We start from the raw sequence: 17,167 nt of genomic DNA on the forward strand, positions 1-17,167 counted from the left end.
CTCCATTCGGGACGACGAAGTGTGGCGCTGATGACAACAGGGCCCGCACTCAGGATGAGTGCGGGCCCTGTAGGTGGAACTTCAGTTATGCGACGCGACGGCGCCCGATCGCGCTGGCACCGAAGCCGAAGGCCACCAGCAGTGCGCCGACAAGGCCGAGGCCCAGTACGCTCGCGCCGGTCTTGGCGAGCGTGTCAGCGGTGCCTGCACCGGTTCCACCTGCTCCACCTGGCGAGGCTGGAGGGGTGTTCGCGCCAGGCTTCTGGTCCTCGGGCAGCGGGTAACCGGGGTCCTCGACGTCCGGACCCGGCTCCAGCACGACGACCTGCTCGTTGCCGGCCGAGCCCGCGCTGACCCGGAAGTACCCGCCCCAGTACATCCGGGCCTTCCACTTCCCGACCACGACCGGCTCGTACTCGCCGACCGGCACGTCGGTGAACGCGAACTCGCCGTCGGTGCCCGAGATCGTGCGAGCGGTCACCTTCTTGGTGAACCGGTCGACGAGCACGACGGTGGTCTTGGCGACGCCGTCACCCTCGAAGCTGCCGTCGTGCTCGGCGTCGTACACGAGACGGCCCTGCGCGCCGGCGGTCTTGCCGGGGACGTGAGCCCACGCGACCGCGGTCGGATATCCCATCAGATACGGGCGCGGGCCGAGGTCGCAGGAGACATCCAGGAAACCGGCGTCCGCGGAGCCCTCGGGCTGAGGTCCGGTGACCCGGACGACCCTCGTCTCGCCGTCTTCCAGCCGGATGCCGGGACCGCCCTCGCGAACGTCACCCCAACCGGGGCCCGCCCACACCGAACCGGGGTCGTGGCACATGGCCGCGACTCCGTCGAGGGCCGCACCGGTGTTGTTCGTGAGCGTCAGGTCGAGCGAATAGTCCTCGCCCGCCGCGTACACGGCCTTGCCGAACTTCGCCGTCACGGTGAACTTGTCCGAGAGCGGACGCACGGCCTTGAGCTCGATCACCGTCGTCGCGCCGGCGCTGATCGTCCCGCTCGGGCTGTCGATGCTGCCGAGAACCCAGCCGTCGCGGAACTGCGAGTACGTGTAGTAGGTGCCGATCTGCACGTTGTCGAACCGCGCCCGGCCAGTGGCGTCGGTGCGCTTCTCCAACGACGGCCCGCTGAAGCGAGCCGCCAGCGTGAGGTCGAGATCCCCGAACTCCTCGCCGGAGTCGTACTTGCCGTTGCCGTCCTTGTCACCGTAGGCCAGGACCTCGACATTGCCGGTGAGCCTCTGCACACCGGTCTTGATCTCAACAGTGTTGTTGCTCTGGTCGGAGTCGCCGTAGACGTCGATCTTCGCCTTGAAGATGACGATGGTCGAGTACCACAGGATGTCGCCGGTGATCACGACCAGGCGGCTCTCGCCCGGCTGAAGAACGACCTGCTTCCCGTAGTTGATGAAGTCGCCCCACTGACGCAGGTCGTACCTGAGGTGGTCGAAGGGCTTCTGGTTCTCGTCCACGAACCGGGCGTACCCGGCGGCAGTGCCCTTGTTCTCGACCTTGACCGTCACCTGGGCCAGCTCGGTGCTCTCGTACGTGGCCTTGTTGAACGCTGCGGTCACCGCGATGTCCGGTGCGACCCTCGACGGGTCGGGCACCTCCGGGCCGGGAACAACCTCGAACACCGGTGCGCTGCTCGTCTGGTCGGCCTGCACGTCGAAGGTGAACTCCTTGCCGTCCTTGGGCTTCCACTGGCCGAGCACGACGAACGCGGCGTTGCCGACCCGCATGTCGGCGGTCTCGAAGTGGCCCTGGTAGCCGAGCTGGGAACCACCGACGGGCCGGCGGGTGACCGGGTCGATCGCGACGATCCGGCCCTGCTCGACCGGGTTGCCGGTCGAGGCGTCCACCACGGTGCCGCGAACCTTGCCGTTGAACCCCGTGACGCGGGCCCAGTCCGAGCCGCCGACGTAGCCGAACGAGTTGCGGCCGTCGTTGCCGAAGTTGCAGGCGACCTGGACCTGGCCGATGGTGTCCGCGGGCACCTCGTCGGTGACGTGGAACACCGCGGTCTCACCGGCACCCACCGTGACACCGGGGCCGTCCGGGTTGAACTGCTCCCAGGCCTTGCCGATGCCCTCGATCATGCCGGGAACATCGTTGGCGTAAGGGTTGCAGACGGCGACAACGCCCGTCAGCGGCACGTCGGACTTGTTCTTCAGAGTGATGCTGATGTCAACCGGGTCGGTCTTCGCGTAGGAGTCGCGGTCCAACGCGACCTTCACCTCAAGCGCGTCCGACACCAGCTTCACGGCGGAGACGGCGAGCTTGGTGTCCTCGCCCTTGCGGATCACGAACTTGCTTGTGCCCGGCTTGACCGCGTGGTTGTTCCCTTGGGTGCCGACGAGCTGCACGATCCGGTAGTCACCGACCGGCAGGTCGGTGTAGGAGAACCGGCCCTGGCTGTCCACCAGGTTGCTGCGGCTCGACTTCGGGGTGCCGCCCTCGATCATGACGTAGTAGCCGGTGAGGGCCTCGCCCGCGTCGGGCGCGTCGTTGCCGTTCTTGTCGACGTACAGCACACCGGATACCGAGCCGTAGTCCCTGCGGATCGACGTGGAGCCGGTGGCCGAGTTGTCACCGGGCGTCGCGTCCGCCACACCGTCCACAGTGGCCCGAAGGGTGGCCGACACGCTCGTCGCCCGGTCGTAGCTGACCTCCGCGACGATCGTGATGACCTGCTCCCCGCCGACCGCGATGGTCGGCCGGGAGAGCAGGGCCTCGTAGCCCGACTTGAGCCACAGGTCCTGGCGGTCGAAGCTGAGCCGCACGTCGTTGGCCACCGCGTCGCCGACGTTGCGGATCTTGATCGTCATGACCAGATCCTCGCCGGGCAGGTACTCGGCCTTGCCGAAGCCGAGCGAGACGGAGAGGTCCGGACGCGGGCTTTGGGACTTCACCTCAGGCGTCTGTGCGGGCTGCTCGGCCGACTTCTCCTCGGCCTTCTTCTCATCCGGCTTCGCGGGCTCGACCGTCGCGGCAGGCGGGGCGACGGGCGTGGACGGGTCAGGAGATGGCGTCGGGGTTTCGCTCGTCGGCGCCGAGGAGGACGGCGTGGTCGGCTGCTCGCTCGACGGCGGCGTGGGCTGCTCGCTCGACGACGGTGGCGTCACCGTTTCCGTCGGGGTCGGCGTCGGCGAGGTGCTCGTCGGGTCCTCCTGCGCGAGCGCGGTCGACGTGCCACCGAAGGCCAGCACGGCGGCGGTGACGAGGGCCGTGCATCTGAGCAGCCCTCTTCGGGCGGATCTCTCTGACATCTGGTTTTCCCCAGGGTTGGTGCGGATCGAAAAATCAGGAGGTCTTGCGGCGGCCGGCGATGCGAGCGCCGATGCCGAACGCGACCAGGAGTGCGGCGACCGCGGCGAGCCCGAGCACGCTGGCGCCGGTCCTGGCGAGCGCGCCTCGGACCTCGGCACCGGGCTGGTGGTCGCCGCCGGGTGGTGTGGCAACGGGCACCACGAAGAACTGGGTGCTCGTCGAGGTGTCGACCCGGACCTCGACCCTGCCCGGGGTGTCGCCCTCGAACTTCCACGGGCCGTCGACCTTCGCCCAGAACTCGCCGGGCGGCAGCTGGTCGAACCGGACGTTGCCCTGGGCGTCGGAGACCGTCTCGGCGACCCGGAGATCGCTGTCTCGGTCGAGGAGCAGCAAGATCTTGGCGTTGGGGATGGCCTCGCCGGGGTCGACGCCGCCGTTGTGGTTGCGGTCGTGGGCGAGCGGGCCGGTGAGCGCGCCGAACCCGCCGGGAACACCGGCCGAGGTACGGACGTTCGGGCCGTCGGAGTTGAATTCGATGTTCGGTTCGAAGTCGCAGGACGCGACGACCTGCTGGCGCGAACGGGCGCCGACGGGAACCTTTTCCGTGACGACGATCGTCTTCGTCTCACCGGCCGCGAGGGTGACGCCGGGGCGGCCGTAGCGCAGGTCGCCCCAGCTCTCCGGCATGGGACTGCTGGCGCCGCCGCCGAGGTGGTGCGAGTCGCCGACCCTGTTGCACGCCGCCTGGATGCCGACGATCTTGCGGTCGCTCGTGTTCGTCAGCGTCACGGTGAGCTTGGTGTCCTCGCCGACCATGTAGACCGGCTTGTCCAGCGTCATCGTCGCCTTGATCAGCTCGCGATAGGGGCGGTCCGCGCGTGCGACAAGCTGGTTGGAAGACCCCGGCCGCACGCGGAAGTTGAAGCCTTCGTCACCCTCGGCGTGCACCATCCAACCGTCGTTCAGGGAGTACTCGGCCCAGTACGCGTCGCCGGTGGGGAGGTTGCCGAACGTGAAGCCGCCGTTGGCGTCCGTCGAGGCGTTCAGGCTCCCCTCCATGGCATTGCCGTTGAGCTTCACCGCGACGCCTGCTGCGGCCTCACCGGGATCCGGCACGCCGTTGCTGTTCTTGTCGGTGTAGACGAGGCCGGTGACGTCGCCGGTGGTCGTGATGACCTCGGCGCTGCCGTCGAACCAACTCGGCTGGTGCTCGGGCGGCTGACCGAGGTACTCGACGCGTCCCTGAAAACTCAGCCCGCCGCCGCGGTTGGTCTTCATGAGGCCGGAGACGGTGAACGTGCGCGACTCTCCGGCAGGAATCCGGGCGCCAGGCCCCCCGGACCGCAACTCGCCCCACGCGTCCGCGGGGACGTCGACCCCGGACAGGGGCGAAACAAGCCTGGTGCGTTCGGCGGTCTGACCACCGACGTTCGTCACGGTGACGTCCAGGCGGATCGTCTCGTGCGACTCGTACCGCGGCTTGTCCATCTTGAACGTGACGTGCAGGTCCGCGGGAGCGGCGCGCTTCAGGAACCCGCTGCCGAAGCCGCCCTGCCCGGTGATGCGCACCAGTTGCTGACCCGGATCAGCGAACTGCCAGTACCCGAGGACGACGGCCCGGTACTCCCCGATCTGCTGACCGCCGAACTCGATCTTGCCCTCCGCGTCGCTGGTGACCTCGGCAACCTGCTCTCCGGTGTTCGGGTTCACCAGGAGGACCTTGACGCCCCTCTCCACCTCGTCGGCGTCGATGCGTGAGTTGGCATTCCGGTCCTCGCCGAGCTGCATCGTGTAGGTACCGATGCCTCCGGACGCCTTCGCCTCGGCGCGCGCGGTCGCACCGTCCCTGGTCCACCCGACGTTCGGCGCGAACTCGCAGTCGAGCTTGACCAAGCCGTCCTTGCTCGCGGCCTCGGGGACGTTCTCGTCGATCGAGATCACGACCTCCTTGCCGGCGGGGATCGAGACGCCGTTCGCCACGAGCGCGTCCCATCCGCTGCCCTGGCCGAGCTCGTTCGGAGCGAGGTGCTCGTTGCAGAGCGCCTTGATGTTGTTGATCCTGTGATCCGTGTTGTTGACGAGCTTCAGCGTGATCCTCGCAGCGGCCGGCAGCCGATAGCTGTCGCGGTCGAGGGTCGCGGTCGCCGTGAGCTGCTCCGAGTAGGCCCGCTCGGCACGCACCGCCACCTTGGTCATCGCGTTCGCCTTGACGGTGACGTCGGCGTCGGTGGGCTTGGCGAAGTGCACGACCCAGCCGTCGTCCAGGTAGTTCCGTTCGAGGAACTGCATGCGGTAGCCGCCGGGGGCCAGATCGGTGAAGGAGAAGTTTCCGTCCGCGTCGCTGATCGCCTGGTGCCCGGAGCTGTCCATGACACCAGCGAGCCAGATCTTCTGGCCGGGGAATGCCTCGCCGGGGTCCTGCGAGCCGTTGCGGTTCTTGTCGGCGTACACGACCCCGCTCACGCCGGTCTGCGGCGCGGCCTGCACCTGCCCGACGCCCGTCGGCGGCTCCTGGGCCGGCGGCGGAGGGGGCGGCGTTTCGCTGCTCGGTGGCGGTGACGGTGGTGCCGGTGTCGTCGAGGTCGTCGGCGTCGTCGAGGTCTCAGCCGGAGGCGGCGGTGTGCTCGTCGGGTCGTCCTGCGCGAACGCGGCAATGGACGCTGACCCGAATGTCAGCGCCATCGCGGTCGTCAAAGCACCGAACTTGAGCAGCGCGCGGCCGATCGACCCCTCGGACAACGGATCCCCCAAATGCCCCCGTGACAAAAACTGTCCGCCGACGTCAGAGCCCCCGCACACGTCCGCAAGACGCCCGAAAAGTACCGCACGCACAGTGCTCGCGGAAGCGTCAAGAGGTCACGAAAATGCGTTCAAGATTTTTTGTGGACCAGGGCAACTGGAGGGCTTCGAAAAGCGTTAGCACAGCGCCGACAGGTGTGCCTCGGGCATGCTGGGGGCGTGACACCGGAGGACCTCGCGCACCTGCGCCGGGCGCGCGACCTGATGGACCGCGAGTACGCCGCGCCGCTGGACGTGCCCGCGATGGCCCGTGCCGCCCTGATGTCGCCCTCGCACTTCGCCCGCCAGTTCCGCGCGGCTTATGGCGAGACCCCGTACGGCTACCTGATGACCCGGCGGATCGAGCGGGCGAAGGCGTTGCTGCGGCTGGGAGACATGTCGGTCACCGAGGTCTGCGTGGAGGTCGGCTGCACGTCGCTCGGCTCGTTCTCCGCCCGCTTCACCGAACTGGTCGGCGAGACGCCTTCCGCGTACCGGGCGCGTTCGCACGACGAGCTGGCCGCCGTGCCGGGATGTCACCTCAAGGGCCTGACGCGACCGAGCAGGTTTCGAGAAGCGTCGCGCTCCCGCCGTCCCTAGGGTCTCGTGGCATGAAGCTCTCGCACACGTTCCTCTTCGTCCACGACCAGGACGCGGCGCTGAAGTTCTACCGCGACGTCGTCGGCCTCGAAGTCCGCACCGACGAGACCATCGAGGGCGACTACCGGTGGCTCACGGTCGGCCCGTCCGAACAGCCGGACGTCGAGATCGGCCTGTCCGCCATCGGCCCGCCCGTGCCGCCGGCCGACTACGAGACCCTGCAGGCGTTGCTGGCCAAGGGGTCCCTGCACGGGATCATCTTCGAGATCGACGACGTGGATGCGAAGTTCGAGCAGGTCCGCGCGGCCGGTGCCGAGGTGATGCAGGAGCCGATCAACCAGTTCTACGGGGTCCGCGACTGCGCGTTCCGCGACCCGTCGGGCAACATGATCCGTTTCTCGTCGCCGCGGTCCGTCCAGCAGTGAAATCAGTTCCGGTCTCGCCTGTTCGCGTGCTTGACTGAGGTTCCTCAGCACGACTCTTGAGACAAGGTAGATGCCATGGGCAGCCCCGGATCCACCGGGCGCCTCCGCAGTGCCCGGTGACACGCGCCCTTTTTTCGCGCCTCACCAGGAAGTTCCTACCTTGACTTGGTACACCTCGTTCTTCACCGATCTCGCGAACAGCTTCTGGCGCGGTGCCGTCCAGCCCGCGCAGACCACCGCCGAGATCGACTTCGTGGCCGGCCTGGGCGCCGGTCCACGTGTCCTCGACGCACCGTGTGGCAGCGGCAGGCACAGCATCGAGCTGGCTCGCCGCGGCTACTCGGTCGTCGGGCTCGACATCTCGGAGGAGGCCATCGCCTTCGCCCGTGCCGCGGAACCGTCGCTGGACTGGCGGCTGGGAGATCTGTCCTCGCTGGCGTCGCAGGGCATCTCCGCCGATCTGGCGCTGTGCCTGGGAAACAGCTTCGGCTACCTGGACCACGCCGGTTCGGTGCGACTGCTGGCCGACTTCGCCTCGGCGGCACCGGTTCTCGTGATCGACTACGCCTGCGCGGCGGAGTCACTGCTGCCGTCGCTGCCGGGCTCGATCGAGATGTCCGCGGGCGGGGTCGGCATGGTCGCCCGCAACACCTACGACGTGGCCACCGGGCGACTGCTGATCGACTTCACCTTCACCGACGGTGAGCGGACCCAGCGGTCGGCCTGCGTTCAGCACGTCTACACCGCCGGTGAGCTGACCCGGATGCTGCAGGCCGCCGGGTTCTCGTCGGTCGAGCTGTACGGCGACACCGACGGCGGGGCGTTCGGGGTCGGCAGCCACCGGTTGCTGGCCGTGGCGCGCCGCTGATCAACTGCCGAGGGGGCGGTGCACCACCGCCCCCTCGGTGAGCCTCAACCCAGGTTGTTCGTGTCGAAGGTGTTGCAACGCGCCGGATCGCCGGTCTGCAGTCCCGTCGTGAACCACTTCTGCCGCTGCGCCGAGGTGCCGTGGCTGAACTTGGTCGTGTCGACGCGCCCGCCGCCGAGCTCGCGCTGGATGAAGTCGTCACCGATGCGCGAGGCCGCGTCCAGCGCCGCGTTGACGTCCTCCTGGGTGATGTTCGAGATCAGGGGCTGACCGTTGGAGGACGGGACCGTCGTCGCGTGGTTGCCCCAGGCGCCCGCGTAGCAGTCGGCCTGGAGCTCAAGCCGCACCGAGTCCGAGGTGGGGCCGGTGCGTGAGCTGACGCGGTCGGAGGTGCCCAGCTGGTTCTGGATGTGGTGGCCGTACTCGTGGGCCAGCACGTAGGCCTCGACGAACGGGCCGCCCTGCGCGCCGAACTTGGTGCGCAGCTCGTTGAAGAAGTCCAGGTCGATGTACACCTGGGAGTCGGCAGGGCAGTAGAACGGGCCGACCGCCGAGGTGGCGTTGCCGCAGCGGGTGTTCACGCTGTTGCGGAAGAAGTTGGTCCTGGTGACCTGGTAGGTCTTGCCCGACCGGGAGAACTGGTCGGTCCAGAAGCCCTGGATCGAGTTGATGATGGCGACGACACGGCAGTCGCTGTCCTTGTTCGCGTCGGCGCCGGTCTTGCACTTCTCGGCCAGCTGACCCGACTCGACCTGCGAGTTCGGGCTCAGGCCACCGCTTTCCAGGCCGCCCGTCGGCAGCTGGATGCCGGTGAACTGCTGGATCAGGAAGTAGACGATGAGGCCGACCACGCCGAGGCCACCGCCGACGCCGGCCACGCGACCACCGACGCCGCGCTGGTCCGAGACCTGAGAGAGATCGAGTTCCGCGCCTTCGTTGAACTGCACCGCAATCCTCCTGCCAAGGACCCCATGGGTGCCGCAAACGATAAAGCACGAAACATGCCTTGGTGCGGAGCCCGACGTCGGGGCACCGCACCAAGGCTTTCCCATTTGGTAGTGACGACTACGGCCCACGAAGGTTGGCGTGGCGCTCAGCCGGTGACGCCATGAGACGTCAGCGATGCCGAGCTCAACAGCGTCGAAGTGCACCGAGCGACGCCGATGGCGCCTGGGCACCCGAAACCTCGTGTCCGTTGCTACACAGTCGCGACCGGACCGTTCACGTCCGATCCACTCGCGGGGATGCAACAGACCGCGTTTCGCCACAGCGAGGAGATACCTGCACAGCACCACCTACCCCTTCTGGGCGTGGCCTCCGGGTGGTCTAGTTCATTCACCTGCCGGTTGCCAGCTCGTTATCGAGCATGCGCTTGATCGCCACATTTCTCAACACCTCACCCGAAACCTGAATTGGTGAAGTCAGACGGGTGACCAGCGGAGATCGACTGTGCAGACAGCAATCGCCCGGCGAGAACGGGCTCGCCGGGCGATTGTGAGAAATCGTCGGAAAACTACCTGAAAATGATCAGGCCAAAGATCAGACGCTGCTCTCGCGACGGGCGCCGCGACGGGCCATCACGCCCGCGGTCATCAGGCCGAGCCCCACCAGCAGGAACTCCAGCGGGTCCGCACCGGTGCGCGACAGGTTCGGGATCGGGGACGCCTGCTGCGACGCCTTGTTGCCGGTCGTCGGCACGCCGGAGCCCGAGTCACCGCTGCCGGTGTTGCCGCCGCCGGAGTTGTTGTTGTCGCCGTTGTTGCCACCGCCGGGGTTGCCACCGTTGTCGGGCGGCGTCTGGCCGGGAGGCGTCTGTCCGGGCGGGGTCTGGCCGGGCGGGGTCTGGCCGGGCGGGGTCTGGCCAGGAGGCGTCTGGCCGGGGGGCTCCTCACCGGGCGGCTCCTCACCGGGAGGCTGCTCGGTCTTGCCGCAGTCGCCGCTCGCGGTGCCGAGCACGGCAGCGCTGGTGCCGCAGACCGTCACCGGGGCCTCGACGGTGCCGTTGGGCGCTTCCGGCTTGGTCTCGCCGCAGCTGCCGGAGCCACCGCCGGCGACACCGACCGAGTTGCCGCACACCGTGACCGGCGCGGAGACGAGCGCCTTGTCGGCCTGGACACGGGCGGCGGGCTTCTCGTCGCAGGTGGCGTCGCTGTTGCCCAGCACGTTGATCGCGTTGCCGCAGACCTTGACCGGGACGCTCACCAGGTTGCCGACGCGGATCTCGTCGTCGACGTTGAGCGGTACCGGCACGGCCTGGGCGAATCCGGCCGTCCCGACCATGATGCCGCCGGCCAGCAGGGCCGCGGACATGGTCCTGTTGAGGTTCTTGCGCATGACTGTTCTCCCTGGAGTGGAATGACGGATCCCTGTGCGTGGCTGGGTCGCCGCGGGATCAGTCCGGGGAGAACGTCGGTTCCTCCGCGCGCACGGTGCGCGGCACGTCTTGCTGCTCTGTGCTGATGAGAGACGTCGTGGTGGTGGGCGGGCGCATCGCATACGTCAGCGTGCCCGCCGGGAACTGGCTGCTCGCGCTCGTCCCCGCGCCGCTCTGCGGGAGGGTGCCGGTGATCGGCTGCTCCACCTGCGGTTGTTGCTGCTGCGGGACGGGCGCCGGGTCGGCGGGACGCGTCGACGACTGCGGTGGCGTCACGTGGGGTTGCTGCTGAGCTGCCTCGGCGTGGACGACCGGCGCTTCGACCGGTTTCGGGTGGGGCGCCACGGGGTCCGGCGCGGGCGGCTCGGTGCGAGTGTCCGGCCTGGGCGTAGGCGCGGGCGCTTCCGGCTGCTGCGGCACGAGCCCGGTCTCGACCTTCAGGCCGACGTCGGCGACGGGGAGTTTCACCTCGACCCGGAGCTGGTCGATCTCGACCTTGACGTCGGCGTTCGCCTGACCTGAGCTGCCCAGCAGCCAGGCGCCGGTCACCAGACCGGCGAGCAGCAGGAGCCGACGCAACCAGGACATCGGCCCTCACCCTAGATCAAATGGAGCAACCTGACACACGGAAAAGGCCATCCCGGCGACTTTCGTCGCCGAGATGGCCTTCAACTGCGTTCTGCGGTTACGGCAGCTGCGTGATGCGGTCGAGCTTCGGCGCGCTCTGGTTCGGGTGCGCCGCGAGGTACGCGGCGAACCCGTCCAGGTCGATCGGACCACCTACGAGCGCCGTGCCCTTGGTGAACTCGCTGAAGTCGTCACCACCGCCCGCCAGGAAGTTGTTGACCGTGACGCGGTAGCTCGCGTTCGGGTCGATCGCGACACCGTTCAGCTTGATGTCGGAGATCTTCGAACCGAACGCCGCGGACGCCGACCAGCTGTACGTGAAGCCCGCCGAGGGCTGCAACACGAACGTCCTCTTGGCGCTGAACTGCTGTTCCAGCGCGTTCTTGAGCTGGGCACCGGTCAGCGTGATCGTCTGCAGGATGTTGCCGAACGGCTGCACGTCCGCGGCTTCCTCGTAGGTGACCACACCATCGCCCTCGCCCTTGTTGCTCTTGTAGACGAGGTCCTTGCGCACGCCACCGGGGTTCATCAGCGCGATCACCGCGTTGCCGGTGAGCTGGGTAGCTGCCAGCTGCGAATCGGCGATGAGGTTGCCCAGCGGCGACTCACCGGCGGCGTTCTGGAGCTTCACGATGTCCTCGGAGATCGTGCCGAGCGGCCTGCTCGCGATCGGGGCGACCTTCTGCTTGGCCAGGTCGATGATCGCCTGGACATCGGGATCCGGCGTGACGGTGCGGGTGACGATCTTGTTGTCGGCCTTGGTCTCGCCGCGGATGACGTCGCGCGTCCGGCGGTCGATCTTGAGGTCGACAACGCTGAGCTCACGCCCGAACGCGAGGCCCTCGATGAACGGCCGCGGGTTCCCGGCCGGGTCCTTCACCACGCAGTTGTAGTGCTGGTGGCTGTGGCCGGAGAAGACCGCGTCGATCTTCGGGCTGACGTTGGCGGCGATGTAGCTGCCGGGGTTGTTCGCCGCGACGTTGCACGCGTTGGGCCCGCCGGTCGGCGCCGTGACCTGGTCGCCCTGGTGCACGAGCAGCACGATCGACTTCACGCCGATCGCGTCGAGGAAGTTGGCGTACTTGTTGGCCGCCTTGACCTCGTCGCCGAACTGGATCTCCTTGATCCCGGTCGGGTTGACCAGAACCGGGACGTCTTTGAGCGGCATGCCGATGAAGCCGATCGGCATCCCGTCGCGGATCTCCACCCAGAACGGCGGCAGCGCGGGCAGCCCGGTCTTGGCGCTGGTGACGTTCGCACCGAGGATCGGGAACTTCGCGCCGGGGTAGCTGTCGCGGAACTGGCAGCCGTCCGTCGGGTGGCAGCCACCGCGCTGGATGCGCAGGAGCTCCTTGTAGCCCTCGTCGAACTCGTGGTTGCCCGCCGCGGTCGCCTGCAGCCCGACCTTGTTCAGCACCTCGATGGTCGGCTCGTCGTGGAACAACGCCGACACGAGCGGTGACGCGCCGATCAGGTCGCCCTGCCCGACGAGCACCGAGTTCTTGACCTCGTTCTGGAGGTTCTTGATGTGCGTCGCGTTGAAGGCGGCACCACCGGCGTCGACGGTCGTGCCGTCGGGCTGGATCACGCGTCCGGACGACCCCGTCGGCGGCTCCAGGTTGCCGTGCAGGTCGTTGATGCCGATCAGGCGCACGTCGACCGTGCCCCGACCGCGCAGAGACTGGACATCGGCCTGAGCAGGTCCAGTGGTGCTGATCAGGGTGGCCGCGGCGGCGGTGATCGCCAGAACGGAAAGCCGTCTGAACGAACTCATGGGTAAGAGCCTCTCCGACAAGGCGTGGTTAACGCGCGTGTACGGCGGAGGAGTCTGCCTCCCGGACGCGGCGTTTACCAGAGGAATGACCTTATCGACACGCGCAGGTTTAGCCTTGTTCTCGTGACGTCTAGTGAGCAGGAGCCGCGTTGGCTCGATGAGGGCGAGATGCGCGCGTGGCGCACCTACGTGAACGGTTCCTCCATGCTCATGGACCGCCTGCACCGAGAGCTGCAGGACACCCACGGAGTGTCACTGGCGGACTACGAGATCCTGGTCCGGCTGTCCGAGCAACCCAACCAGCGCATGCGCATGACGCAGCTGGCGGAGGACGTCGCCTCCTCGAAGTCGCGCGTCTCGCACCAGGTCGCGCGCATGGAGAAGGCCGGGCTCGTGCTGCGTCGCGAGTGCACGGAGGACGGACGCGGGGTGCTCGCCGAGCTGACCCAGAAGGGGATGGCGCAGCTGGTCGAAGCCGCCCCCACGCACCTCGCCGGAGTGCGTGCGCACATCGTCGACCTGCTCACGCCTGAGGAGGGCGAGGTGCTGGCCAAGGTGTTCGACCGGGTCATGACACACCTGCGGGAGTCGAACGGCTAGGCTTCCCGGCTGACGCGGTTGGCGTCGGGGAAGCGTGGCAGAGCGGCCGAATGCACCCGCCTTGAAAGCGGGAGACGGGCAACCGTCCGGGGGTTCAAATCCCTCCGCTTCCGCATTGTGAACAGGGTGGTGCGCGACCCCCCGCGTACCCCCGTTTGCCTGTTCGAACCGGCGGCCGGGTCAAGAACGGCTCTTGACAGCAGGTCCAATACAATGCATGCGCCTGACCAAGCGACGCATGCAGCCTTTTTCCCGCGCGAGGCGTCTCTTTGGGAACAAGGTCAAACATGGGGGTTCCGTTATGACATGGCTTGCTGCGCTGCCGACCTTGGTGTTGTGCGGTGCCCTGCTGGTCGTACCGGGCTTCCTCATCACCTACCTGATCGGCCTGCGCCGGCTGGCTGCCGTGGCCATGGCGCCCGTGATCGTGGTGGGTGTGGTCGCGTTGACCGCGATCGTTGCCCCGCTGCTCGGTTTCCGCTGGTCGCCGATGCTCATGCTGGTGGTCTTCGCCGGGCTGACACTGCTGCTCGCGGCGATCGTGTTCCCCCTGCGGCACCGGCTTCCCGACCCCGCGCCCGCGGACGGCTGGCGGGTCACGGTCGCCGCGCTCGTGGGCATCGTCGCCGCGGTGGTCTTCGGCATGTTGACGGTGATCCGCGCGATCATCGACCCGGACCAGCTCATCGTCAGCAGTGACTCGCCGTTCCACTACAACGCGCTGGTCAACATCCTGAACAGCGGAAACGCCTCCACGTTCGCGATCGACACGCTCGGTGTGCCGGACCGGGTGCAGGGCTTCTACCCCGGCGGGTGGCACGGGCTCGGCTCGTTGCTGGTCATGATCTCCGGCGTGTCGGTGCCCGCGGCGGCGAACATCCTCTCCGTCACCATCGCACTGGTCATCTGGCCGCTGGGGTGCATGCTGCTGATGCGTCAGCTCGCGGGACCGTCGCCGATGGCGGTCGGGGTCGCGGGTCTGCTCAGCGTCGCGTTCGGCGCCTTCCCGTGGGAGCTGCTCGGCTGGGGCGTGCTGTGGCCGAACCTGCTCGGGCTCTCGCTCGTGCCCGCCGCGATGGCCGCGCTGATGTCGATGATCAACCTCGCCAAGGACGACGTCATCGGGCGCGGCCGGGCGTGGATGCTCGCCCCCGTGATCCTCGCGTGCGTCGGGATCTCGCACCCGAACGCGTTCATCAGCCTGCTCGCCGTGGCCGTCCCGGCGATCGTGCTGAGCCTCGTGCTGAGTGCCACGAAGCACTACCGGGCGGGCAACAAGAAGCTCGCCTACGCGCTGGGCTCGATGATCGTCCTCGCCGCCCCAGCGTACTGGCTGATCGTCACCCAGTCGTCGCTGTTCAAGGGGGTCATGGAGGCCGACTCGAAGCCGTTCGAGCCGCCCGCCCACGCCGTCGGTGAGGCGCTGACCGGCGCGACGAACGGCGGAGCCGTCGACTGGTTGCTCGCCACGCTGCTGATCGTGGGCATCTTCTCCTGCTTCCGGCAGCGCAACCGGCGCTGGCTCGTGGCGAGCCACGCGGTGTCGTGCGGGATCTACGTGCTCGCGGCCGGCGTCGAAGGCGTCAACCGGCGGATGTTCACCGGTTTCTGGTACACCGACTCGCACCGCATCGCGGCGATGATCCCGATCACGGGCATCCCGATCACCGTGTTCGGCACGATCGCGATCGCCACCCTGATCCGCGTGCTGCTGCGCAAGGAGTCGCTGCAGCAGTTCCGCGCGGCGACCAACTTCTCGGCGCTCGCCGTCGTTCCGGTGATCGCGATCCTGCTCGTGTTCAGCACCAACAACCTGAACATCCAGAGCAACAGCGAACGCGTCGCGGTCGCGTACCCGCCGGTGAACCCGAAGCTCAGCAAGGAGGAGCAGGCGCTGTTCAGCCGGATCGACTCCCTGACCGAGCCCGGCACGATCATCGCCCAGGAACCGTCCAACGGCAGCACCGCGGTCATGGCGCTCACCCGGCGGCAGGTCCTGTTCCCGCAGCTCAACCTCGGCAGGATGACCGAGGACCAGAGCTACCTCTCCGACCACCTCAACGACCCGTCCGACCCGAAGGTCTGCGAGATCGCGAACCGGATCAACGTCCGGTACCTGCTGGCCGCGGACGGGGTGAAGGGCAACTACTGGGACGGCTTTGACTATCCGGCCCCGTCGGCGGGGTTCGAGCTGCTCGACCAGGCGGGCAAGTTCCGCCTCTACCGGGTCACCCCCTGCGTCAACCAACTGCTGGCGTCGCAGCGCTAGCCGGGAGTTCCGCAAAAGAGGCAGGGGCCCCGCGAAGGGACCCTGCCTCTTTTCGTTCAACCGGTTACGACGCTGCCGCGTGCGAGTGGTCGTCGGCCACCGCCGCCTTCATCAGCGAGGCGGACTTGCGGGCGTCGGCGCGCTTGGCGCGCGGGGGCACGCCGTTGACGTCCTCAGTGGACACACCGTAGGTGGCGATCACGAAGGCCACGGCGCCCGCGTTGCGGCCCAGGGCGACGCGGTCGAGGTTGCCCAGGTTGTCGCACTTCGAGTGGTAGCAGGGGTCGTAGGCGGTGCCTGCGGTGCCGCCCCACTTGGCTGCCTGGGCGGCGGTCTTGACGCCCTCGGCGCCGGTGAAGAGACCACCGGCCGGAATGCCCTGCGCGATGAACTCGCCGTAGTCGGAGCGGCCCGAGAAGTCCGTGCCCTCGGTGGGAACGCCCGTGGCCACGAAGTAGTCGGCGAAGGCCTTCTCGATCTGCGCCGAGCCGTACGGGCCGGCCGGGGAACCGACCCCGTCCGAGTTGTCGCCGTCGTAGATGAAGTAGGCGGCGTTCGGCGAGGCGATCATGTCGAAGTTCAGGTACAGAGCGATGTCCAGCTGCTGCTCGAACGTCAGCGAGCGGACGTACTGGGTCGAGCCGATCAGGCCGCGCTCCTCGGCGCCCCACCAGGCGAAGCGGACCGCGTTGTCGACCTTCGGGCGCGAGCCGAGCTGCAGGGCGGTTTCCAGCAGGGCGGCGGAGCCTGAGCCGTTGTCGTTGATGCCGGGGCCGGCCTCGACCGAGTCGAGGTGCGAGCCGGCCATCACGACGTTGTTGGTGCGGCCGGTGCGGGTCTGGGCCACGACGTTGCGCTGGGTGCGGGTCTCGTTGTGGAAGCGCATGTCCACGGTGACCGAGGCGCCGGCCTTCGCGATCAGGGTGGTGCCGTCGGCCTTGGAGATGCCGCCGGTCGGGATGACACCGGGGTTGGTCAGCGTCACGTTCGACAGCGGGCCGTCCACGTTGTTCGAGACCAGCACGGCGATGGCGCCCCTGGCGGCCGCGTTGAGGTGCTTCTGCGCGAACGTGCAGCCGCCGCGCCGGATCAGGGCGACGGAGCCGGTGAAGTCCTGGCCGTCGAAGTCGGTGGCCTCGCAGCCCGTGGTGGCGTCTTCCGGCACGACGCGCAGCGGGCCGGTGATGCCGCCCACCGGGGTCTGCGGTGAGGCGGTCATGATCAGCGCCTGGTAGTTCACGCCGTCCACGCGGGCGAGCTCGGCGTCGGTGACCGGGACGTCGAAGCTGAACGTCGGCGTCGTGACGATGAAGCCCTCGTCGCGGAGCTTGCCCGCGACGTAGTCGACGCTCGCGTCGTAGCCCGGCGTCAGGGCGGCGCGGGTGCCGCCGTTGCGGTCACCGATGCGCTGCAACGCGATGAGGTGCCGGTTGACGCCCTCTACGGTCACCTTCTTGGCGAGTTTCTTGGCGAGTGCGGGGCCTGCTGGTTCAGCCGCGGCGGACGCGGTGGCGGTAGGGGCTGCGACAAGTGCCGAGATGGCAAGCACAGTCGCCAGCTTGGTTCTGCCTGACATGAAC

Annotated in this window: 12 protein-coding genes and 1 tRNA gene; 6 read left to right on the plus strand and 7 right to left on the minus strand. The window is 68.1% G+C overall.

Annotated features, from left to right (window positions below; all coding sequences use genetic code 11):
- Nucleotides 1–85 precede the first annotated feature (85 nt).
- Both ABZX92_RS13840 and ABZX92_RS13845 read right to left on the minus strand, forming a co-directional pair.
- Nucleotides 86–3,271, minus strand: a complete 3,186-nt coding sequence (locus ABZX92_RS13840) for a hypothetical protein (RefSeq protein WP_355557995.1) — start codon at nucleotides 3,269–3,271, stop codon at nucleotides 86–88.
- Nucleotides 3,272–3,305: 34 nt separating this feature from the next.
- The gene (locus ABZX92_RS13845) at nucleotides 3,306–6,011 is read right to left on the minus strand and encodes an SdrD B-like domain-containing protein (protein WP_355557998.1); all 2,706 of its coding nucleotides are present in this window, start codon (nucleotides 6,009–6,011) and stop codon (nucleotides 3,306–3,308) included.
- A gap of 219 nt (nucleotides 6,012–6,230) precedes the next feature.
- On the opposite strand from ABZX92_RS13845, the gene ABZX92_RS13850 reads away from it, so the two are divergent.
- The 3 genes from ABZX92_RS13850 (at nucleotide 6,231) to ABZX92_RS13860 (ending at nucleotide 7,943) form a co-directional block, all read left to right on the plus strand.
- Nucleotides 6,231–6,650: a helix-turn-helix transcriptional regulator gene (locus ABZX92_RS13850; RefSeq protein WP_355558001.1), complete on the plus strand. Its 420-nt coding sequence runs from the start codon at nucleotides 6,231–6,233 to the stop codon at nucleotides 6,648–6,650.
- Between the two features lie 11 nt (nucleotides 6,651–6,661).
- On the plus strand, nucleotides 6,662–7,075 hold the full coding sequence (locus ABZX92_RS13855) for a VOC family protein (RefSeq protein WP_355558004.1): 414 nt from the start codon (nucleotides 6,662–6,664) through the stop codon (nucleotides 7,073–7,075).
- 160 nt (nucleotides 7,076–7,235) lie between these two features.
- A complete protein-coding gene (locus ABZX92_RS13860) occupies nucleotides 7,236–7,943 on the plus strand; it encodes a methyltransferase domain-containing protein (protein WP_355558006.1) in 708 nt (235 codons plus the stop codon).
- 44 nt (nucleotides 7,944–7,987) lie between these two features.
- Here the strand turns inward: ABZX92_RS13860 and ABZX92_RS13865 are convergent, their stop codons facing one another.
- The 4 genes from ABZX92_RS13865 to ABZX92_RS13880 all read right to left on the minus strand — a co-directional run bounded on the left by ABZX92_RS13865 (nucleotide 7,988) and on the right by ABZX92_RS13880 (nucleotide 12,718).
- A complete protein-coding gene (locus ABZX92_RS13865; protein ID WP_355558009.1) occupies nucleotides 7,988–8,890 on the minus strand; it encodes a neutral zinc metallopeptidase in 903 nt (300 codons plus the stop codon).
- 592 nt (nucleotides 8,891–9,482) lie between these two features.
- Nucleotides 9,483–10,277, minus strand: coding sequence for a hypothetical protein (locus ABZX92_RS13870; protein ID WP_355558012.1), 795 nt, complete (start codon nucleotides 10,275–10,277; stop codon nucleotides 9,483–9,485).
- A gap of 58 nt (nucleotides 10,278–10,335) precedes the next feature.
- Nucleotides 10,336–10,905, minus strand: a complete 570-nt coding sequence (locus ABZX92_RS13875; protein WP_355558014.1) for a hypothetical protein — start codon at nucleotides 10,903–10,905, stop codon at nucleotides 10,336–10,338.
- A 97-nt stretch (nucleotides 10,906–11,002) separates the two neighbouring features.
- Entirely contained in the window at nucleotides 11,003–12,718 is a 1,716-nt protein-coding gene (locus tag ABZX92_RS13880) for a bifunctional metallophosphatase/5'-nucleotidase (protein ID WP_355558017.1), read from the minus strand.
- Nucleotides 12,719–12,886: 168 nt separating this feature from the next.
- Between ABZX92_RS13880 and ABZX92_RS13885 the strand changes: the two genes are divergently transcribed.
- The 3 genes from ABZX92_RS13885 to ABZX92_RS13895 all read left to right on the plus strand — a co-directional run bounded on the left by ABZX92_RS13885 (nucleotide 12,887) and on the right by ABZX92_RS13895 (nucleotide 15,587).
- A complete protein-coding gene (locus ABZX92_RS13885) occupies nucleotides 12,887–13,318 on the plus strand; it encodes a MarR family transcriptional regulator (RefSeq protein ID WP_045310758.1) in 432 nt (143 codons plus the stop codon).
- Between the two features lie 28 nt (nucleotides 13,319–13,346).
- Nucleotides 13,347–13,431: transfer RNA gene (locus ABZX92_RS13890), tRNA-Ser, on the plus strand.
- Nucleotides 13,432–13,619: 188 nt separating this feature from the next.
- Nucleotides 13,620–15,587 carry a DUF6541 family protein gene (locus ABZX92_RS13895; protein WP_355558020.1) on the plus strand — a complete coding sequence of 656 codons (1,968 nt, stop codon included), beginning with the start codon at nucleotides 13,620–13,622 and terminating at the stop codon, nucleotides 15,585–15,587.
- 64 nt (nucleotides 15,588–15,651) lie between these two features.
- On the opposite strand, the gene ABZX92_RS13900 is transcribed toward ABZX92_RS13895, so the two are convergent.
- Nucleotides 15,652–17,163 (minus strand): M28 family metallopeptidase, encoded by a 1,512-nt coding sequence (locus tag ABZX92_RS13900; RefSeq protein ID WP_355558023.1) that lies wholly within the window; start codon nucleotides 17,161–17,163, stop codon nucleotides 15,652–15,654.
- Nucleotides 17,164–17,167 lie beyond the last annotated feature (4 nt).

The sequence above is a fragment of the Lentzea sp. NPDC006480 genome (assembly GCF_040611995.1).
In the GTDB taxonomy this organism is placed as follows: Bacteria; Actinomycetota; Actinomycetes; order Mycobacteriales; family Pseudonocardiaceae; genus Lentzea.